We start from the raw sequence: 18,138 nt of genomic DNA, 5'->3' as shown, positions 1-18,138 counted from the left end.
GCTGCCGTGGTCGGCGGCGCGGTGGAGGAGGTGGTAGGCCCATTGCAGGCGGTGGCGTTGTTCGGCTGCCCAGGTGAGGTTGTTCAGGTCGTCGGGGCGGGTCAGGTGGGTGTGGGCGGCGTGCCAGAAGGAGGCGGGTGGGCACAGGTCGCGGCGGGTGGCGCGGCCGTGTTCTTCGAGGTAGTCGGCAAGCCGCACCTGTGGCCCCGCAGGCGGCTGGGTCACAGGTGCGGCGGCAATGATGGGAGTCGGTGGGCGCCGTGGGGGTCGAGGGGTGGTGCGGCGCAGGGGGGCCTGTTTGCCGTGGACAGGTTCGGCGAGTTCGGCGTAGGCCCGTTCCGCCCAGTCGTCGGGGAGCTGGTCGTAGTCGCTGTCGGAGAGGTAGTCGGTGGCGGCGTCGGTGAGGAAGGCCTGGGGAAGGTGGAGGCCGACGCCGAGGCGGCGCGCGTCCATCGCCGCTTCCAATACCGCTTTGGCAGCCGGGCTGGCGTGCTGGTAGCGGTTGAGGAGTTCGGGGGCGCCGGCCAGGTCCTGGGTCACCCGTCCGTCGGTGCGGGCGCGGGTGAGGGCATCGCCCAGCAGCCGGTCACCGTCCTCAGCAAGGGCAGCCGCCGCGGCCAGGGCCTGGAAGTCGAAGGCCTCGGGAACGGTGAGGGTGTGGCCGGAGAGCAGCTCCCGCGCGCGGCTGTGCGGATCCTCCGCGCCCGGTGCGGGCAGAGCCGTGTACTGGCGTGCGTACTCGGGCCAGAGTGTGCACAGCACGATGACGGGCCCGCGCTGCGGGCTGACCAGCAGGTGGTGCACGGCCGCCGCGATCCGCTCACCGACCGCCCGGTCACCGAGGTAGTGCTGGGCCTCGTTCAGCCACACCACCGTGCGCGGCCCGACACGGTGCAGATCCTCGAACGCAGCCTGGGCGCGGGTCGGATCGAAGGGATGCCACAGTCGCCACCCCTGACCGGCGAGGGGCTGCACGGCCTCCCAGCAGGCCCGTGTTTTCCCCGTCGACGAGCTGCCCACCAGGACCACGATCCGGCTGCGGCCAGCCGCGGCGTCCCGTACCGCATCAGCCAGCATCCGGTCATGCTCGCGGGGCACGTACCCGGGTAGTACCCGCACCACAGGGGTATCGGAGCCCGCAGCGGCCTGGCCGGGCCCGGCAGGGTGAACCTCCAGATCATGCGGGTCCCAGTCCTGGATCGGACGTCCCGGCCCACCGACTGTGACCGTGCCTGACTCATCGACCGCTTTCCGCCGCAACTCCAATAGTTCGGGCACCGGCAGCTTCAGCACGCGGGCCAACGCCGCCACCGTCGCGGCAGACGGCACGGGCTGCCCGGGCGTGAGCGCCTCCCACACCTTGGTACGCCCCACATCAGCCTGCTTGGCGAGCTGCGTCCGGTTCAGCTGGGCTACGGCCAGCCCATCGGCCAGCCTCGTGCGCAATTCGGCGAGTGCTGGACTGTCTCCGCTCAGACTCTGTTCGTCGTGCACGTGCTCGCCCCCGAGGCCCTGATGCGTTCGCCACTGTTCATCTTCGTCCCGGCGAACCCCGGTGAACACCGTTTCTACGACCTTTGGTCGCGTCAACACCTCACCGTGTACAGGGAGTCTGCCGTGGCCGTCGCTGTCGTCCTCCTGACCACCGCCCTCGTGCTCGTCGTCGCGCTGCTGACCGCAGCTGGCGCTTGCAAGCTCGCCCGCATGGACGGCGCCACCTACCCCGCCGCCCTCACCCGCGGCGCCACCGCCTTCGCCGTGACCGCAGCCCTCGCCGCCCTGTTCACCTGACCCACCAGTTTGCGGCTGGTGACGATCCTGCTGGCTTACCCGGTCACGCGGCGAGGGAGAGGCTGAGGCTGGCAAGGTGGCTGACGCGGGTCCATTCCACACCCCACCCGCGACCGGGAACGCCAAGACGGCCGCTGCTGTCCCGACCAACGAGCCGCCAGCACCGCTGGGCCCGGAATAAGCCAGCAGGATCGGTGACAGGGTTCTTACCAGCACGCCAAGAAGTACCGCTCCAACTCCGCACGTGACGGCGCTCCGTTGAACGCCGCGTACTGGGCTGCCTGTTGATCCGACAGGAACTCGACCGACACCAGGTCCTCCGAAGATCGACAACGTCGACCCGCGAAGGCTGCGCCGCACGATCATCCCAGGTCAAAGCGCCAATCGAGGCCGCGAGGGCTTAGCGCACGATCTGACATGGATGTTCCTCAACCCCCGAGATCGGTGACGGCCGTACGGATCGCGCCGCGGCTGACTCCGTGGTCGCGGGCGAGAGCGGCGATGGAGCGGCCCTCCAGGTACGCGGCGCGGACGTCGTCGGCCTTCGTGGCCGCCACGGCGGGGCGGCGCCCGCCCTTGCTGCCCTTGACCTCGGCGGCGCGTAGTCCGTCGTAGGTCAGCTCGCGCTGGACGGTGAACCGGCCGACGAAACAAGCTCGTGAGATCGAAAGCTGTCCGCTGCGGTAGGCCGCCCCCTCCTACTACGACTACGGCGGTGACCCGGTGCCAGCGGAGCGGACGGCAGAAGCGCGACCAGGACTCTCTCGGTGCGCGCGCTGAAGATGTCCGAGAGCGCCGGCCGCCTCGAACGGTGCAAGGCCCAGGGCCGGTGCACATTCGTTGAACGCTTCACTCCACTCTCCAGATCGCACAGATGTGCTGGCCTGGACGTCCGCGTGGCTTGCAGCGTCACTTAAGTGGTCGTCAGCGTCGTCTACCGAGGCCGGGCAGCCCGCCTGGGATTGTCCGCACACTGGTCGAGGGCTCGTCCGCGACAGTCCGCGTCGGCTGCTGTGCTGGGTTTGACGCTGGCCTCAACGGTGGGAGCCGAGGCGGTTCCCCGCGCCGACGATTCGTCACGACGCTGTCTGATGCCGGGCAAACAGCGATCTTGCCAGGAAGCTGGTGAGAGTAGAGACGACCGGTCCTCGTGTTGACTTTGGTGATGGCGCCGCAGCCGGCGCACTCGTGCTTGACCGCGTCTGGATTACGCATGCCGCCCTCCCCGCTGCCAAGCCCAGGGGCGAGCTACGGCATCACGGCAATGCTGCCGTGCCCAGGCCCGCTGGGCTCCGGTGTCCCCGCCGAGACCCGCCGCAGATACGCCGGCGGCTGGCGGCGCTTCACCGCCTGGTGCGTTGACACCGGCCGTTGTGTTTATCTAGGGTCCGCAGGCACTTCGCGCTGGTCGGGTGCCGTGGACTGCTGTCAGGCAAGTAAGGCAAGAGGTCGCGTCGGAAGTGGTTCGACCGAACCACTTCATGCACGTCCGTTTGATGGGTAGCGCCTTTATGCAGGGTTCCGTACTCGGCAACGTAGGCCTCGTAGTTCTCCGCAAGGACAGCCCGGACAGCCTAAGGGCTGTCCCGTAAAAGATCTCCGGGTGGGCTACCCCATGACCGCGCGAGCCGCGTCCAGAAACGCCAGCCGGTTGTCCTCCAGGTAGTCCCGCACGCTCTCGCCGTCGGGCAAGCCTTCCCACACCGTTCGGTTGAGGTCGAGGAAGTGCGCGTGGGCGGCGTCGTGCACGGGCAAGGGGAATTGGATACGGATGAGTCGATCCGCGACCCAGAACCTGGCCATGATTTCCCGGGTCGTGAGGTACCAAGTGTGGGTGTCATCCCACTCGGACGGCCGGGCGTAGGCGCAGCGTTCGGCCTCTGCCGATACCTCGATGAACCGCTCCAGCAGCGCCAGCCGTTCCCCACGCCGGGCCTCCGCCAATGAGATCTGCTGGCGTTGCTGTTCAGCGCGTTCCGCCGAGAGTTGAGTCCTGTGCTGGACGAGGTAGGACAACGAGCCGCCGAGGACAACGCCGCCCAGCGATATGAGTGACACCCAGACCTGACCTGACATGGCGGTCATCGTGCCATGCAGTCGATCTTTGAGACGATCTCGCTGTGGCTGGTGTGATCACGGCGTCCGAGCCGTCCTGGATAGCCCCGTTCACCGGGCTGAGCCCGCGTCAGTTCGGCAAGCTGGTCAATGAGCTACGGCGCGAGGGCGCGGATCCGGTCCGCAAGGGCCGGCCGTGGAGCCTGCCGCTGGAGGACCGGGTCTTGCTGGTCGCCGCATACTGGCGCACGAACCTGACACTGCGGCAGCTCGCCCCGTTGTTCGGCATCTCGAAGTCGGCCGCTGATCGCATTGTCGACCACCTCGGGCCGTCACTCGCGCTCCAGCCGCGCAGGCGGTTCCGCAAGGACACCGTGCTGATCGTGGATGGAACCCTGGTACCGACCCGTGATCATGCAGTCGCCGAGCAGTCGAAGAACTACAGGTACTCGACCAACCACCAGGTCATTATCGATGCAGACACCCGGCTCGTGGTCGCCGTCGGCCAGCCCCTGCCCGGCAACCGGAACGACTGCAAGGCGTGGGAGCTATCCGGCGCCAAGGACGCCGTCGGCCGCACCACGGTCATCGCAGACGGCGGTTACCGGGGCACAGGCCTGGTCATCCCGCACCGCCGCGAACGCGGCCAGACTGAACTCCCGGCCTGGAAGGAGGAACACAACGCCTCCCACCGCAAGGTCCGGGCCCGTGTCGAGCACGCCTTCGCCCGGATGAAGACCTGGAAGATCCTCCGCGACTGCCGCCTGAAAGGCGACGGTGTTCAACACGCCATGCTCGGCATCGCCCGCCTGTACAACCTCACCCTCGCTGGATGACGGGGAAACAAGCTGGTCAACCGGCCTGCCGGAGATCATTTACGGGACAGCTCTTAGGTAGTCGACCGAGGTGACAACCGGGACCTGCCGGCCCTCGATGGTGGAGGTGATCAGTTCAATCCGGCGGACCAACTCGGCGGCGACGCTGGGAGCCGACCCGACCAGCAGCTTTCCGTCCCGCTGTGAGACCCGCTCGGTGACGCAGCCGTAGCCGACCAGGCCGGTGCATGGCTTGATCGGTCAGTCTGCTTTCTTCGGCACGGTCGCTCCAGCCTGGCGGGCGTTTACGCTCCCGCCAGCGAGGACTGGCCGGACAAGCAAATTATCTGTCTTCTCCGCGGGCCTTGGAGGTCTTTGGCCGACTTCGCTCTGGGCGCGTGGGCGCTCGGGGTGGCGGCGAACGCCCCCCGACCAACGTCACACCTCCGGTCCGGGGGCAGGCGAGTGCGACGGGCAGTGCGGTTCTGGTGGCGCAAGTCGGTACGGCGCGAAGGCCGTGTCTGCGGCGTCCCGGTAAGGACGCCGGGACATTCGGGTGACAAGCTGCCACATGGAGCGCTCCTTGGCCAGTTGCTGCGGCAGTACGAGTCCGAGAGCTTCAGCCAGCGGTTTACGGCCCAAGTTGACCATGGCCCGTACCGCGGCGGCCCACTCGTCGGTGGAGTACACCGCGGAGCGATACCACAGCGGAATGAGCGCACACAGCGCGATGGCGGTGACGATCAGCAGGGACCGCTCGGCTCCGGCTGACGTCAGGGTCAGAAGGGCAAGCGTCGCCACCACCCCGTGCCCATACAGCAATGCGACGAAGAAATCCACGCTGGTACGTGCTGTTTCCACTTGACGGCGTGCTTGCGCGGGTGCGGCGGCGCTCAGTTCGTTCCACAGCACCTGGGTGTCAAGGCGGAAGCGGTTGTGGCCGTATTCCTCGAAGCGACGGATCGCATTGCCGAGCCGGGTCGGGGCGATCTGATCATCATCCGCTGGGTAGCGAGCCAACTGCTCGCGGAGAAGGGCACGCTGCACCGAAGTACGGCCTTCTGGGCGGGTGATCAGATCAGCGATCCGCTCCTTGCGGGCCCGCTGTCGTCGGCACCCACGGTCGTATGCGCCGCGCGGCCAGAGCAGATAACCCTCAAGGATCCGATAGAGAGGGGTCTGGAGAGCATTGAGTACGATGCCGAAGAGAACGGCGGTGCAGAGCAATAGCAAGGTTGTCTGACTCGCCGAGCTGGGCCAGACACGCTCCACGGCCGCGGTCCGGCGCAGGCTGGGCGCGACAGCGAAGAAGAACACCGCGAGATTGAGTGCGGCGGGCAGGATCCAGCCGACGACCAGGGCCCATCCGCCCCCAAGGACACCCTTGGCGATATCACCCACGGATTACGTCTCCTGCGGCCAGTCGTCGTCCGGCTCGTTCTCTGGTCCGGGCGAGGTGTGCCTGATGCTCCCGAAGTGGACGTCCTGCCAGTTGTGGTTGCCGGCCTGGATCGCACTCGGGCCGTCAAAGGTGTTGCCAGATACCACCCATCCCGCACCAGAAGCCGAGGGGGCAGCCGCCGCCAGTAGCTGCTGCAGCTGCGCGGCGGCCTGGGCACGCTGATCATCGTCGTCCAGGCTTTCCAACACGGTCTCGATGCGGGTCTGCCATGCGGCCTCCTGTCGTGCCTTGGCCCGATCAGCCATGGCGGCAGCGGCGAGCTCGGCCGCACTGCGGTCCAGCCGCTCCAGCTCCCCGCGCTCGCGTTCTGCATCCCCGCGGCCGAGCCACCACGCCAGTCGACTGCGCAGTGCTTCCCACTCGTTGCTTCCCGCCGCCTGCGCCACGGCGGCACCCCCCGCTGCGGCCAGTGCCGTCAACGTCTCAGGCAGCACCTCACGCCCCCAACTGTCGCCTGCTGCATGCTGGTCAGGCCTGCGACCGTAGCGCCATACCGGCGCGTACACATCGTCTTTGTCTCATATACACACAGTCACAGCTGCCGGTTCCCGCCCACCACCGCGCCCCCGGAGGCCCCACCACCGGCAGCGAAAAGCGCCCCCGACGCTTCAGGCAGCCCGACCCAGGCCAGCCGCGGTCATGTGCTGCTTGCGCAGCGGGGTGAAGTCCGGCCTCGGGGAACAGCGGAGTGCGGCGACCTTGCTCACCCCAGGCCCCGGACCCGTACGCGATCCTGCACGGCTGGCCCGCTGGAGCGTACGTCCGGCCCGACGGCCAAGAGGTCACCGGCCGCGTCTGGGACGAGGACACCAAGTACCGCTACGGCCTCTACCTCGCCGGGATCGACGCCCCGCCCGGCTGGAAGCAGGACTGGTTCACCTACATCGGCGATCTCGTCTGGCACTTCGAGCCCCTGCACGTCCAGGACTGGGCCTCAAGGCTCACCGCGTTCGACGGCAGCCCGCTGGCCGCCTCCCGCGGCCGCGCCGTCTCCGCCGTCCGCTCCTCCTACGCCCACTGCGAGGACGACCTCGGCGCCGCCCGCTGGAACCTCCCCCCGCGCCGTGCGCTCGCCGGGCCCACCCCGCCGGCCGCCCGCGAGAGCCTCACCCGCTTCCAGACCGACGCCCTGCGCACCGCCGCCGACCGCTACCGCGGCCCCCACCCCGAACGCGCCCGCCTCGCCACCTACATGACCCTCGCAGGCCTGCGCCCGGGCCAGTCCATCGCCGTCGTCATGCAGTACATCCAGCGCGACAACGCCGCCGGGCCCGCCTGGCGACTGCCGGTGAAGAACAACAGCGCCTCCGCCGTCGGCCCGCTCACCCCCATCCCCCGCCCGCTGGTGTGGGCGCTGGACGAGTACCTGCCGGTGCGCACCCACAAGGCCCCGCACTCCACCGAGACCGAAGGCCCGCTGCTCCTCTCCCGCACCGGCCGCGGACTCGACCACGTCACCTTCATCCGCGTGCTGCGCGAGGTCGCCGCCACCCACCCCGACCTGGAAGAGATCGCGCCCACCCTGCACCCGGACGTCATCGCCCACTCCCCCTCCCCGTTCGCCGGAGAGACCGGCACGGCCGCCAAGGAGGGCCGGTGACGCTGTACCGGGCAATCCTCCAGTTCACCGCGTTCGACGGCGCAGCGCACGAACGCGGCGCAAATACCGTAACTACCCGCTGCCCCCGCTGAAGGGGGAACTTCATGGTGGCTCATCCCGGTGAGGAGGTCTCAGCTTCCCGGCGGTGGGGACCAGGCGGGGAGCGGGCCCGCTCCCCGCCTCCGCTGCGCGCGGCTGCGGCGTCCTCCTGGCTGCCGCATGGGGGTGGCCGATGCTGTGGAGGGTGGGGGCGAGGACATGGGCCAGGGCCTTTTCGGCGTCCTGTGGCGGCAGGCGTACATCGATCCCCGCCACGTGGAGCTCGGCGAGCTGTCCACGGGGTGCTGTTACCCGCAGACGGCGGTGCGTGGCACCGGTGGGGGAGGGGTGGACGAGCACGGCTGCGCCGGTGCCCTCGGGACAGTATCCCGCAATGTAGGTGAGCATCTGGTGGATGTCACCGGCCGAGACGGACCTGCTGTCGTAGCGCTTGTACTTGGCATCCACGGCCAAGAGCATGGGCTGCGCGCCCGCGAAGTGCAGCAGAACGTCGGGGCGGAAGGGGGAGTGGGAGGAGAGGTCACCGGTTACCTTGATCGCCGTGCCGCCGGTGGAAGGCACCGGGTGTCCGGATATCTCGGCGGCTACCTCGATCGTCATCCGCCGGACGACGGCCTCCCACAGAGTCTCCATCCGTAGCAGCAGGGAGTCGGCGGTGTGCCCGGTGTCGACCAGCAGGTCGTCGACGCCGCCACCGTCGAGGAGCAGCCGGGCCCAGGCGTGGGCGGGGCGGTAGCGTGCATTCAGTCGTGTGTACCTGGCTCTCGCGAGCATCTGTACGGCTGCGGCGCGGTTGGTAGGCCTGGGAAAGAGGGCGGCCGTGTCGGCTGCCGCTCGTGCCAGCTCGTGGCGGTCGGCGAGTCGGGCGCCAATATGGAGTGCGGCGCCGCACACCTCGTTCTCCCAGATGGCGGCGTCCCGTTCGAAGGCGCGCAGGTGGAGCCGGTCGAGTTGGCCGTACCGTCGGCAGACCTGTGCGGCAAGGTCCAGTCGTCCCCGCAGCACCGGTTCGACCAGGTCGCGGCGGACGTAGTCCCGGCGCAGGCCGCCGAGGAGGAGCATGCGGCACTCCGCGACCAGGGCGGAGATGACTAGGTCCGTGAATCCGGCAGGGTCGGTGTCCCATCTGCGGAGGGTCGCCGCGTGGGGGAGGGGGAGGTGGAGGGCGTAGCACAGCCAGCTGATCAGGCGGTTGCCGTCCACGGCAGTCTTGGGTTCGATGACCAGTCGGATGTGGTCGAGTACCAGCACCCCCACCGTCGACAGCGCCTCGATGCGCCAGCCGTACCGCGTCTCGGACACCCGCAGGCACCGCTGGTCCGTGAGCGAGCGCAGGTGGCTCAGATCCGTGTCGGTCAGCTGCTCCCTTTGCACCTCGCGGTACTCGTACTCGCCCAGGCGAATCTCCTCAAGCCGCGTGCGGTGATCACCCATCGAGTGCCTCGACTGTGCCTTGGGCGGTGAACTCCGTGGCGAGCGCGGCGGCTAGCTCGTCCGCGGGTATCAGCGCGAGGCGTCCGGTCTGCGGGTCGACTAGCCTGCCGAGCAGGTGCCGCAGCAGGTCGGCGCTGCCGAGGGTGTAGTCCTCCAGCAGCGGGACGATGTCGTCGTGGAAGGCAGCGGCGAGGTGCGTATCGCTGGCGAGGGGTTCCCCGTCCCGGAGGAAGAAGGCGTGTCCGAGCTGGTGGTCGGCGTCCAAGAATCGGATGATCCGGGAGTTGAGCTCCTCGAAGAACGCGGCCAAGTCCAGCGGCCCTACTGATCCGGAGATGACGTCCGCGTCGGGACCCACCTCGATGAAGGCGAACCGGCGCCGGATCGCTGCGTCCAGGTGGCCGACGCTGCGGTCCGCCGTGTTCATCGTTCCGATGATGCGCACATTCGGCGGCACGGAGAATGACCGGCTGCTGACGGGCAGGACTACGGGCAGGTCGCGCTTGTCGGGCTCGAGCAGGGTGATCAGCTCCCCGAAGATACGGGGCAGGTCGCCTCGGTTGATCTCGTCGATGATCAGCAGGAAGGTGCGGTCGGGTTCCTGGGCCGCGGTCGTGCAGAGATTGAAGAAGACGCCGTCTGTGAGCTGCAGAGACAGTCCGCTGCCTGCCCGGGCCGGAGCGGGCTTGAAACCCTCCACGAAGTCTTCGTAACCGTAGGAGGGGTGGAAGGTCACGAGGCTGACCGTGGGCTGGGCCGCGCCGGTGTCGTCCTTGCACTCGGCATCACCGAGGATCCGCTCGGCCTCGCGCGGTGTCAGCCGGAATGCGGTGCCCTGCATGCGGTGTACCTTCGGCTCGCTGAGACTCAGGACTGGATCGGTGTCGAAGTCCTCCCAGGTGGGGCCGTCAAGCGGGCGGACCCACTCAACGCTCAAACACTCGTCCTCGTTGGACAGGTCGATGTCGGTGATGCGGCCCAGAGCGACGGCCTTCATCGTGGGTGCGCTTTCGTATCCCACCACGAGGTCGCCGGGCTGCATCTGCTCGAAGTTGCGGGCGAGTCGGCCCTTCCAAAGGGTCGCGCTGCCCTCTTTCTTCAGATCGTCCCAGCACCAGTTGCTCTTGTTCCGGCTGGCGACGTACAGCCATACCGCAGGCCGCTCGGACGCTCGGAGGGCCGGCGACATCATCGCCTGCACGGCGTCCTGGCGCTCCGTTGCGGGCGCGTCGATCCTGTCTGGCCTGCCGGTCAGGGCCAGGGCTGAGCTCAGGGCAAGGCGGGTCTTCCCAGTACCGGGCGGGCCATAGAGGATGACCTGCCCCTTGCGCTCAAGCGCGTCGATGACCCGGCTGACCTGGGGAGGGACTGCTATGTCTGGAGCATCGGCGACGTCCAGGCGGACGGAGTCCGCGGACGAAGCACCGCGCGGTGTCGAACCCGCCTGCCGTCGTGCCTGCAATTGCTTCCACAGCTTCTGACTGACCGGGCCGAACGTCTGTCGCCATCCGTTCTGCGGCGAGTCAAGGGTCTGAGCGTACGAGGTGTCCCACGAGACGCCGACCAGATGGGGCGCCTCGGTCGACAGCGCCTCGTCGTAGCTGTACCCAGCGTCCGTCACCGTCCCCACGGCCAGCACCTCGGACAGCCCGCGGTTCGCGACGATGCGGTCGCCAGGTTTGAGATCGCGGTAAGCCAGTAGTCGGCGGGCAAGGGCCACATGCCCGCCTGCTTGCTTCGGCCAGTACTCGGTGAGTGCTTCGCGGAGCTCCGAGTCACTGCCGTACTCGGCGAGGTTCCCCACCTCTCCCCAAGCCACACAGATGTAGCCGTTGTTCAGGCAAAAATCCCAGTAGGAGGCCTGCTGTCCCGGTGCGACCTTGAGGAGAGTCGGGGACTGCGGCCGCGGGTCGAATGCCTCGTACAGCAGACGCATGACCTCATGCGAGCTCCAGTTCTCCAGCTCGGGCCGCGCCAGTACCAACTCGCGCAGCCGCCGGTTCAGGCGCCAGGCCGGCGCACCAGAGGGGGATCCGCCGAGGAGAGCAATGAAGTGCCGCAGGTGATCGCTGGAGTAGACGGGGAGAAAGTCGTCTGGGAAGTACGTAGCCTCGGGGCTCATTCCCTTCAGCGGCGCGGATAGCTTCCACTCTCCGCTACGGTGCAGGAACATGATGTGCTTGCCGGCGGCGCCACCCCTGATGCTGCCGAGCGCATCGGTATGAAACTCCATCCGAGCACAGAAGGGCGCACCCCGCTTCTGACGGTCGGCGAACCCCAACGCATACCGCTCAAGCGGCAACTCCGGCCAACTCTCCAGAGGAAACTCACGAAATATTCGCTGCCGCTGCTCCTCGGCCTCCGCCAACTCCTGGGCATATGAGGCACGGTTGAAGGCAGCCACAGCGGTTGCCAGAGCGTCCTGATCCATGCCGTCACTATGGCGCACTTCGGCGCAGCGTACCCGCCGCCGTCCACTTTTCGCCCGGAGCGGCGAAGGCGGGCAGGAATACCTCGTCCGGGCGGGTCACCGCCTGACTGGCAGGCCGTCGAGCACTGCGGTCGGGAGTGCGCGCTTCTTCGAAGCCACTGCGCGAAGGAGGCGGTTCAGGTGGCTGTAGCGCCCTGGCCCCGCCGGATACGCCCGAGGAGGTCCCGGTGGTAGGCCGCCAGGCCCCCTCTAGGGATGGGGGCGGGGCTGCCGGTGAGGGTGTACCACTCCTCGGCGCCGGTGTACTGCACGGCGACGTGCGCGCTGCGCCCGTCGCCGGCGAGGGTGGTGCGGACGGTGAGGTCACCGGTGATGACGCCGACGTCGTCGGTCATCGCCCCGCCGGGCCCGGCAGTGACGCTGTCGGTGTAGGCGTTGGTGTCCGGGCTGGTGTTCATGCGGGGCAGGTGTCCAGCATCTCGTCCAGCTTGTTCCTCTCCGCCTCGGTGATGTTCAGCTCGTACACGTACTTCACGTGGGTCCAGGCACGCGCGTACGTGCACCAGTAGGAGCGCAGCGGCGGCGCCCATTGGTCGGGGGACTGGTCGCCCTTCTGCCGGTTCGAACTCGCCGACACAGCGATCAGCTGCGGATTGGTGAGGTCGTTGGCGAACTGGCCGCTTGGCGGTGGTCCACTCATCCGCACCGGAGCGCCATCCGTTGGCCAGGGGGACGACGTGGTCGATGTCGACCTCGGTGGACGGCCTTGTGGAGACCTTCCCGTCGTAGGCGCTGTACCAGACGCCGGAGGCGGCGCGGCACTTCTCGTCTTGGACGACGTCCTGGCCGTCGCGGGCGAGGACGACCTCACGGGTGTCGCAGGTGCCGTATTGAGTGATCCAGTGCGGGAACTTCGCGCGGGAGTAGCCGGTCATCGGATGTGGGGCGGCGACGGTGAGTTCACTGAGTTCCTTGCGGACGACCTCGGCCGGAGGCGGCTGGGGGAGATCCCGGCGCACGTTCGGGGCACCGGCCACGTGGGTGGCGGGCACTGCGACCGCAGCCGCGGGAGTGGAGCTGACGGGGGCGAGTAGCGCTGTCTACGTCACCGGCCCCGCTCTGGCCATCGCGATGGCCACCTGGCTCTCCCCGGCCGCGGCCCTCGCTCTGGCGGCCGCCGTCACCGTGGCCGGCTCCGTCGCCTTCGCCACCGCCCGTCCCGCCCGCACCTGGCGCGCCGTGCCACGCCGCCGGGACCGGCTCGGCGTGCTGTGCCCGCCCGGCATGCGGCTCCTGCTGACCTCCCTGGTCTTCCTCGGCGCCACGGCCGGTGCCCTCGACGTTGCCGCCATCGCCGTGGCGGGGCGGCAGAGGCTCTGGGCACTGTGGCCCTGGTGGGTACCTCCCACTTGCCGCTCACCGCCGTGTGCGTCGCCCTGGCCGGAGCCGGGTGCCCGCCGCTGGAGGGCGGGCTCCGATCGCTGTGGCACGCCGTGCTGCCCGACGCCGCGCACGTGCGCACCGCCTACACCCTGGACTCCTCCACCCAGGGCCTGTGGCGCGGCATTTCCCCTCGCCGGTCCGCCTCGCGGGGCCTCAGCCATGGCATGCGGCCGGTCACTGACGCGATCAGCAAGCGGCTGCAATATGGGTGGCGCAGCACGTCTCGGAACGCGTCCTGGCTGGCGGGCGCGCTGCCCGCGATGTTCTCCGCCGCCGGGCTGCTCGGCGGCGTCCTGTTCGCCCGCTTCCAGCCCACCACCGCCCCCCGGCCGTGTCATCTCCTGCTGCTGGGCACGGTGTTCGCGGCCTGCTGGCTCCCCCTGCTCGCACCGCTCCCGGCCCCGGCAGTCCTCGCCCTGGCGATGCTTCCGGGCGCCTTGTTCGTCGCCCTGCTGACGGTGGCCGGCCTGACCGTCACCTCGGCCGCCCCACCGGGCACGTCGACCGAGGCGGTCGGCTGGACGTCCAGCGCGATCCGCCTGGGCTTGGCCGGCGGCACCGCCCTGGCCGGACCGCTCGGCGGCTACTTCGCCGTCCCGCTGACGGCCGCCGCCCTGTGCGCGCTGCTGCTCTCGGCCCCCACCACACCTGCGGCCGCACCGGCCGCCGTGTGAGGGGGAGCGGACCGCAAGGCAGCGTTCCCACCTCACGGAACGGCAGCCACGATCACCATGTCGGGCCCTGGCACACCCGGGCGCCACACCGGCTGTGGGCTGCTGCTCGCTTGCAGGCTCCCTGCACCACCACCGATCAAACGGGGAGATTGCCGTGCCGTTTCCGTCCGTACTCCGCCGTACCGCACCCGCGCGCCGGGTCCGGAGCGTGGCAGTAGCCACGGCCGTGGCCGCCTCCTCGGTTCTCGGGCTGTCGCTCGCCGCGGCCTCGCCGGCGAGCGCGGCGACGGGCTCCAACGCGTGCACCAGGCAGGTCCGGCTCGACACCCAGGTCACCGCCACCGTCAACTTCCGCACCGGGCCCGGCAAGGGCTACACCAGCCTCGGACTGCTCAACAACGGGCAGGGCATCTACTGGGCCTGCTACAAGGGCAACTGGGGCTACGTGAAGCCCTACTACGGCGCGCACAAGGGCCAGTGGGGCGGTGAGCCGGGACTACATCGACGTGCCCATGCCGACCGACTGACACCGTCTGCCCACGAGGGCCCGCGCCTTGGCACACCCCCGCTGTGCGCCAAGGCGCGGGCCCTGCGCTGCAGCCTGCGTAAATGCGCCCATAAAGCTCGACCCCACGCTGAACGTCTCCGGCGCCTGCCCCTCGACCGCCCCAGTGCCGCCGGAAACGGTCCTGGCCGACTCAGCCAGTCGTGCCGCCAAGCCAAGGGGCGGTGGCAAGGGTGCTCCATGGCTCCCTGCGCGCGGTCAGACCATCCTCGAACCCCGCATCCAGCCAGCACGCGGCAGCTTGCAGCAGGGCGGTGACGTTCCCGCCGTGTTCGTCGAGGCAGAGGGCGGTCAACCGTCCGATCCAGTAGTCGACGGGGGACTGCACCCCCTGTGTGAAGGCGGGCTACCGACGGAACCTGCGAGCACGTGGCGAACGGTGGGTGCATTTCCCGCACCAAGGTTGAGTGGCTTTGTCCACGAGAGCCGACAGCACCTGGACACGAGATTGGGCAGCACCCGAAGCACTCCAAAAATTCGAACAGTTCACGGCTTCGGGCAGCGCAGGCCCCTGCCGAGTTGGCAGGGGCCTGCGGCATGAACAGCAGAGGAGCGCCGGGACGTGCCCTCTACGAGGGACATCCTGGCCAACACGGCTTACCGTCGACTGGTGGCCTGACGGCCCGGCCTCACTTCAGGTGCCGGGCGAAGAACTGGGCCGCGGCGTCCCCCGCGGACTGCGGGACGCCGGTGTGCCCGCCCATGTTGGCGTTCAGCGTCTTCTCCTTGGAGCCGAAGGCGTCGAACAGGTCCAGGGCCGCCTGCCGGTCGTTCCCTTCGTCGTCCCACTGCAGCAGAACGTGCAGCGGAATGGTAACTTGGCGGGCCTCCTCGAACATGGTGCGAGGCACGAAACTCCCGGCGAAGAGACCGGCGGCCACGATGCGCGGCTCGACCACCGCGAGCCGGATGCCGATGGAGATCACTCCTCCCGAGTAGCCGACCGGGCCGCCGATCTCGGGCAGCGCAAGGAGGGCGTCCAGGGCGGCCCGCCATTCCGGGACCGACTTGTCGACGAGCGGGAGGATGAGGGCGTCGATGATCTCGTCGGTGACCGGCTTGCTGGCCTCCATCGCCCGGCGCAGGTCGGCGAGGGCCTGCTCGGCGGCGGCCCAACGGGGCCGGTCGCCGCTGCCGGGGAGCTCGATGGTAGCCGTGGCGAAGCCATCCGCCGCGGCGTGCCGGGCCCGCGCCACCAGTCGGGGGTAAACCTTGCGCAGTCCGAGCGGCGGGGGGCCGAGCAGAATCAGCGGGACCGGTGCGGATGCGGACGCGGGCGTCCACACGATGCCGGGAATCTCGCCGAGGGTGAATTCGCGCTCGAGGACGCCGTCGTCAAGTCGCTGTTCAGAAGTGAAGTGCATGGTCGTGCCTTTCGGGAGTGCACTGGAACGGCGCTCCCTGACGACGACCTATCGCCCGACCGTGACCCCGGAGGAGAGCACCCATGTCGATACGTTCACGGGTACCACCTCCTCGTTCTCTCGCACGGCCTCCGGAAACGTAGCAGTGGTCGCGGTGGTCCGCCAAACGGTTTCCTGCGCCGGCTCCCTGGCCGGATGCCAAGGAGCCGGAACACTACGCAGAGGCTGGGGCCTCATCGCGGCTTCCTGAGGCGAGGCCCTGCGACGGCGGGGCGCGCTGGGGGCGGTGTCGTTTCTCATGAACATCGAACACGACGCGCCGCCGACGCCGCCCAATCTCATGTACTGATGCTGCCTGTTCTCGGGTTCTGGCTCAACTTCTGTGACCCGGCTACTCTAAGTAACGACACGGGTCGCGAGGACTACCCGAAGTCGCCTGAAAATGGGCCGTGGTCAAGCCGGTTGGGTCGACAGTTCGGGGGCGTGGAAGAGGTCGTGCTCCGGCTGGAGGAGCTGTTGTTCCCGTCGATCGCGGACGTCGCGGTGCTGTCGGTGGACGTGAACATCGAGACAGTACGTGTCGACGCGCAGTGCACTGCGGCGGGCGCCGTTTGCCCGGGCTGCGGGACATGGTCCAGTCGGGTTCACGGGTCCTACCTGCGGTTTCCCGCTGATGTCCCAAGCGCCGGACGAAGCGTCGTACTCCAGTTACGAGTTCGCCGGTTCGCCTGCGAGGACACGGTGTGCGCGCGACGCACCTTCGTCGAGCAGATACCCGGCCTGACCCGCAGGCACGGCCAGCGAACTGAGCGCCTGCGTGCCGCCCTGGCCGCGGTCGGCCTTGCCCTGGCCGGCCGGGCCGGCGCCCGCCTGGCGCGCATCTTCGGAGTGACCGTCAGCCGCAGCACGGTTTTGCGCTTGGTCGACGCCCTTCCTGAGCCGGTAGTGCCCGCGCCGCGGGTGGTCGGGGTCGATGAATACGCCACCCGCAAGGGCCGCCACTACGGCACCGTCCTCATCGACATCGAAACCCGGCGGCCCATCGACCTGCTGCCCGATCGGGAGGCATCAACGCTGGGCGCGTGGCTGGCCCAGCGGCCCGGTGTCGAAGTCATCTGCCGCGACCGCGCCCCGTTCTACGCGGAAGGCGCCGCCGCCGGAGCGCCGCAGGCCGTCCAGGTCGCGGACCGTTGGCACTTGTGGCACAACCTGAGCGAGGCCGCCGAACGAACCGTCGCACAACACCGCCGCTGCCTGCACGTCCTGGTGCCCCAGGCGCCTGAGCCCGAGCCACAACAAGCGCGTGAGGAAGAGGCGTCCGGCTCGCCATGGCCGACCGGCCATCGTTTCGCCGACCACACCCGCACCACTCACGCCACCGTCCACGCACTGCTAGTGCCGCATCAGGCAACGTTCGCCCTGCGGCGAAGTGTCAGTTGATTGCTGCGCTGGGCGGCACCGGACGGCCAGAATGATCGCGTGGCTGAACGCGTGCGCGTGCGGGAGATCGATGACGACGAGGGCAGGCGGTTGCTTCGGATCGTCCGTAGAGGTACCGGTTCGGTGGTGACCTGGCGGCGGGCCCAGATGGTGCTGTTGTCCGCGCAGGGCATGTCGGTGACGAAGATCGCTGAGGTGACGTTCACCAGCGACGACCGGGTCAGAGATGTGATCCACAACTTCAACGCGGACGGGTTCGACTCGCTCTATCCGAAGTACAAGGGCGGTCGGCCCAAGACCTTCAGCCTCCCCGAACGCCGGGAGATCAAGAAGATCGCCAAGTCCAAGCCGGCCGAGCACGGCCTGCCGTTCTCGACCTGGAGTCTGGCCAAGCTGGCCGACTTCCTGGTCGCCGAGGGGGTGGTCGACGACATCAGCCACGAGGGCCTTCGAGCCCTGCTCCGCGAGGAGGGCGTCTCGTTTCAACGCGTGAAGACCTGGAAGAGCTCACGCGACCCCGACTACGCGACCAAGAAGGCCCGCGTCGAGCACCTCTACGCGATCGCCGACGGCGAGGTCATACCCGAGGACGACGAACCCGACGTCGTCTTATGCCTCGACGAGTTCGGCCCGCTCAACCTCCAGCCCCGCCCCGGGCGGCAATGGGCCCAGCGCGGCGGACGGCACAAGGACCCCGACCGGGCACCCCGGCCCCGCAGGCGGGCGACCTACACCCGCCCGCACGGGGTCCGCCACCTGTTCGCCGCCTACGACCTGGCCCGGGACAAGCTCTACGGCCACATCAAGCCGAAGAAGAACCGGACCAGGTTCTTGGAGTTCTGCCGCTACTTGCGCAGCCTCCACCCGCCCGAGATCCGCATCGCCATCGTGCTCGACAACTTCTCCCCGCACCTAATGGGAGCTGCCGGGTCGTAGAGACTCGGTGCCGTGGCCGCCAGCAGGTGAGCACTGCCCACACCGGAGCCGTTTGAGCTCTGTGGTCA

At 68.8% G+C, this 18,138-nt stretch carries 14 protein-coding genes and 2 pseudogenes; 6 read left to right on the top strand and 10 right to left on the bottom strand.

The genetic code is table 11. The features are described 5' to 3' along the window. Positions 1 to 1,278 (bottom strand): ATP-binding protein (locus tag AB0A61_RS37345; protein ID WP_361302976.1); only part of this gene is annotated, 1,278 nt, incomplete at its 3' end. 210 nt (positions 1,279 to 1,488) lie between these two features. Between AB0A61_RS37345 and AB0A61_RS37340 the strand changes: the two genes are divergently transcribed. Then, the gene (locus AB0A61_RS37340; RefSeq protein WP_361302903.1) at positions 1,489 to 1,791 is read left to right on the top strand and encodes a hypothetical protein; all 303 of its coding nucleotides are present in this window, start codon (positions 1,489 to 1,491) and stop codon (positions 1,789 to 1,791) included. Between the two features lie 428 nt (positions 1,792 to 2,219). On the opposite strand, the gene AB0A61_RS37335 is transcribed toward AB0A61_RS37340, so the two are convergent. Continuing rightward, positions 2,220 to 2,348, bottom strand: coding sequence for a hypothetical protein (locus tag AB0A61_RS37335; protein ID WP_361302900.1), 129 nt, complete (start codon positions 2,346 to 2,348; stop codon positions 2,220 to 2,222). Positions 2,349 to 3,399: 1,051 nt separating this feature from the next. Further along, complete coding sequence (locus AB0A61_RS37330; RefSeq protein ID WP_361302897.1) at positions 3,400 to 3,876, bottom strand: hypothetical protein; 477 nt, start codon at positions 3,874 to 3,876, stop codon at positions 3,400 to 3,402. 35 nt (positions 3,877 to 3,911) lie between these two features. On the opposite strand from AB0A61_RS37330, the gene AB0A61_RS37325 reads away from it, so the two are divergent. Next, complete coding sequence (locus AB0A61_RS37325; protein ID WP_361302894.1) at positions 3,912 to 4,682, top strand: transposase; 771 nt, start codon at positions 3,912 to 3,914, stop codon at positions 4,680 to 4,682. 417 nt (positions 4,683 to 5,099) lie between these two features. Here AB0A61_RS37325 and AB0A61_RS37320 read toward each other — a convergent pair whose 3' ends face one another. Continuing rightward, positions 5,100 to 6,062, bottom strand: a complete 963-nt coding sequence (locus tag AB0A61_RS37320) for a hypothetical protein (RefSeq protein WP_361302891.1) — start codon at positions 6,060 to 6,062, stop codon at positions 5,100 to 5,102. A gap of 3 nt (positions 6,063 to 6,065) precedes the next feature. Then, a complete protein-coding gene (locus AB0A61_RS37315; RefSeq protein ID WP_361302888.1) occupies positions 6,066 to 6,509 on the bottom strand; it encodes a hypothetical protein in 444 nt (147 codons plus the stop codon). Between the two features lie 302 nt (positions 6,510 to 6,811). On the opposite strand from AB0A61_RS37315, the gene AB0A61_RS37310 reads away from it, so the two are divergent. Next, positions 6,812 to 7,723: a hypothetical protein gene (locus AB0A61_RS37310; protein WP_361302885.1), complete on the top strand. Its 912-nt coding sequence runs from the start codon at positions 6,812 to 6,814 to the stop codon at positions 7,721 to 7,723. A gap of 102 nt (positions 7,724 to 7,825) precedes the next feature. Here the strand turns inward: AB0A61_RS37310 and AB0A61_RS37305 are convergent, their stop codons facing one another. The 4 genes and pseudogenes from AB0A61_RS37305 to AB0A61_RS37290 form a co-directional block, all read right to left on the bottom strand. Beyond that, positions 7,826 to 9,217: a PE-PGRS family protein gene (locus tag AB0A61_RS37305; RefSeq protein ID WP_361302882.1), complete on the bottom strand. Its 1,392-nt coding sequence runs from the start codon at positions 9,215 to 9,217 to the stop codon at positions 7,826 to 7,828. Continuing rightward, positions 9,210 to 11,648 (bottom strand): AAA family ATPase, encoded by a 2,439-nt coding sequence (locus tag AB0A61_RS37300; RefSeq protein WP_361302879.1) that lies wholly within the window; start codon positions 11,646 to 11,648, stop codon positions 9,210 to 9,212. Before AB0A61_RS37300 ends, AB0A61_RS37305 begins: the two co-directional genes overlap by 8 nt. 176 nt (positions 11,649 to 11,824) lie before the next feature. Beyond that, positions 11,825 to 12,106, bottom strand: a complete 282-nt coding sequence (locus AB0A61_RS37295) for a hypothetical protein (RefSeq protein ID WP_361302876.1) — start codon at positions 12,104 to 12,106, stop codon at positions 11,825 to 11,827. Continuing rightward, positions 12,103 to 12,667 (bottom strand): annotated as a pseudogene (locus tag AB0A61_RS37290) (HNH endonuclease family protein). The gene AB0A61_RS37295 and the pseudogene AB0A61_RS37290 overlap by 4 nt, the downstream one beginning before the upstream one ends. 375 nt (positions 12,668 to 13,042) lie before the next feature. On the opposite strand from AB0A61_RS37290, the gene AB0A61_RS37285 reads away from it, so the two are divergent. Next, complete coding sequence (locus tag AB0A61_RS37285; RefSeq protein ID WP_361302873.1) at positions 13,043 to 13,765, top strand: hypothetical protein; 723 nt, start codon at positions 13,043 to 13,045, stop codon at positions 13,763 to 13,765. 1,194 nt (positions 13,766 to 14,959) lie between these two features. Here the strand turns inward: AB0A61_RS37285 and AB0A61_RS37280 are convergent. Then, positions 14,960 to 15,694 carry an alpha/beta hydrolase gene (locus AB0A61_RS37280; RefSeq protein WP_361302870.1) on the bottom strand — a complete coding sequence of 245 codons (735 nt, stop codon included), beginning with the start codon at positions 15,692 to 15,694 and terminating at the stop codon, positions 14,960 to 14,962. A gap of 348 nt (positions 15,695 to 16,042) precedes the next feature. Here AB0A61_RS37280 and AB0A61_RS37275 point away from each other — a divergent pair, with 348 nt between their 5' ends. Both AB0A61_RS37275 and AB0A61_RS37270 read left to right on the top strand, forming a co-directional pair. Further along, the gene (locus AB0A61_RS37275; protein ID WP_361302867.1) at positions 16,043 to 17,134 is read left to right on the top strand and encodes an ISL3 family transposase; all 1,092 of its coding nucleotides are present in this window, start codon (positions 16,043 to 16,045) and stop codon (positions 17,132 to 17,134) included. Between the two features lie 39 nt (positions 17,135 to 17,173). Then, a pseudogene (locus AB0A61_RS37270) lies at positions 17,174 to 18,049 on the top strand (IS630 family transposase); the annotation flags it as partial. Positions 18,050 to 18,138 lie beyond the last annotated feature (89 nt).

It is taken from the genome of Streptomyces sp. NPDC046197, from assembly GCF_040646295.1.
Classification (GTDB): domain Bacteria; phylum Actinomycetota; class Actinomycetes; order Streptomycetales; family Streptomycetaceae; genus Streptomyces.
The sequence above is the reverse complement of the archived record's forward strand: the minus strand, read 5'-3'. Positions and strand labels throughout refer to the sequence as shown.

What these genes read in the sequence shown, in the direction of transcription:
- AB0A61_RS37330 (WP_361302897.1), bottom strand. Translation starts at nt 3,876, where the DNA reads ATGACCGCCATGTCAGGTCAGGTCTGGGTGTCACTCATATCGCTGGGC.
- AB0A61_RS37305 (WP_361302882.1), bottom strand. Translation starts at nt 9,217, where the DNA reads ATGGGTGATCACCGCACGCGGCTTGAGGAGATTCGCCTGGGCGAGTAC.
- AB0A61_RS37300 (WP_361302879.1), bottom strand. Translation starts at nt 11,648, where the DNA reads ATGGATCAGGACGCTCTGGCAACCGCTGTGGCTGCCTTCAACCGTGCC.
- AB0A61_RS37295 (WP_361302876.1), bottom strand. Translation starts at nt 12,106, where the DNA reads ATGAACACCAGCCCGGACACCAACGCCTACACCGACAGCGTCACTGCC.
- AB0A61_RS37280 (WP_361302870.1), bottom strand. Translation starts at nt 15,694, where the DNA reads ATGCACTTCACTTCTGAACAGCGACTTGACGACGGCGTCCTCGAGCGC.
- AB0A61_RS37275 (WP_361302867.1), top strand. Translation starts at nt 16,043, where the DNA reads ATGCTGCCTGTTCTCGGGTTCTGGCTCAACTTCTGTGACCCGGCTACT.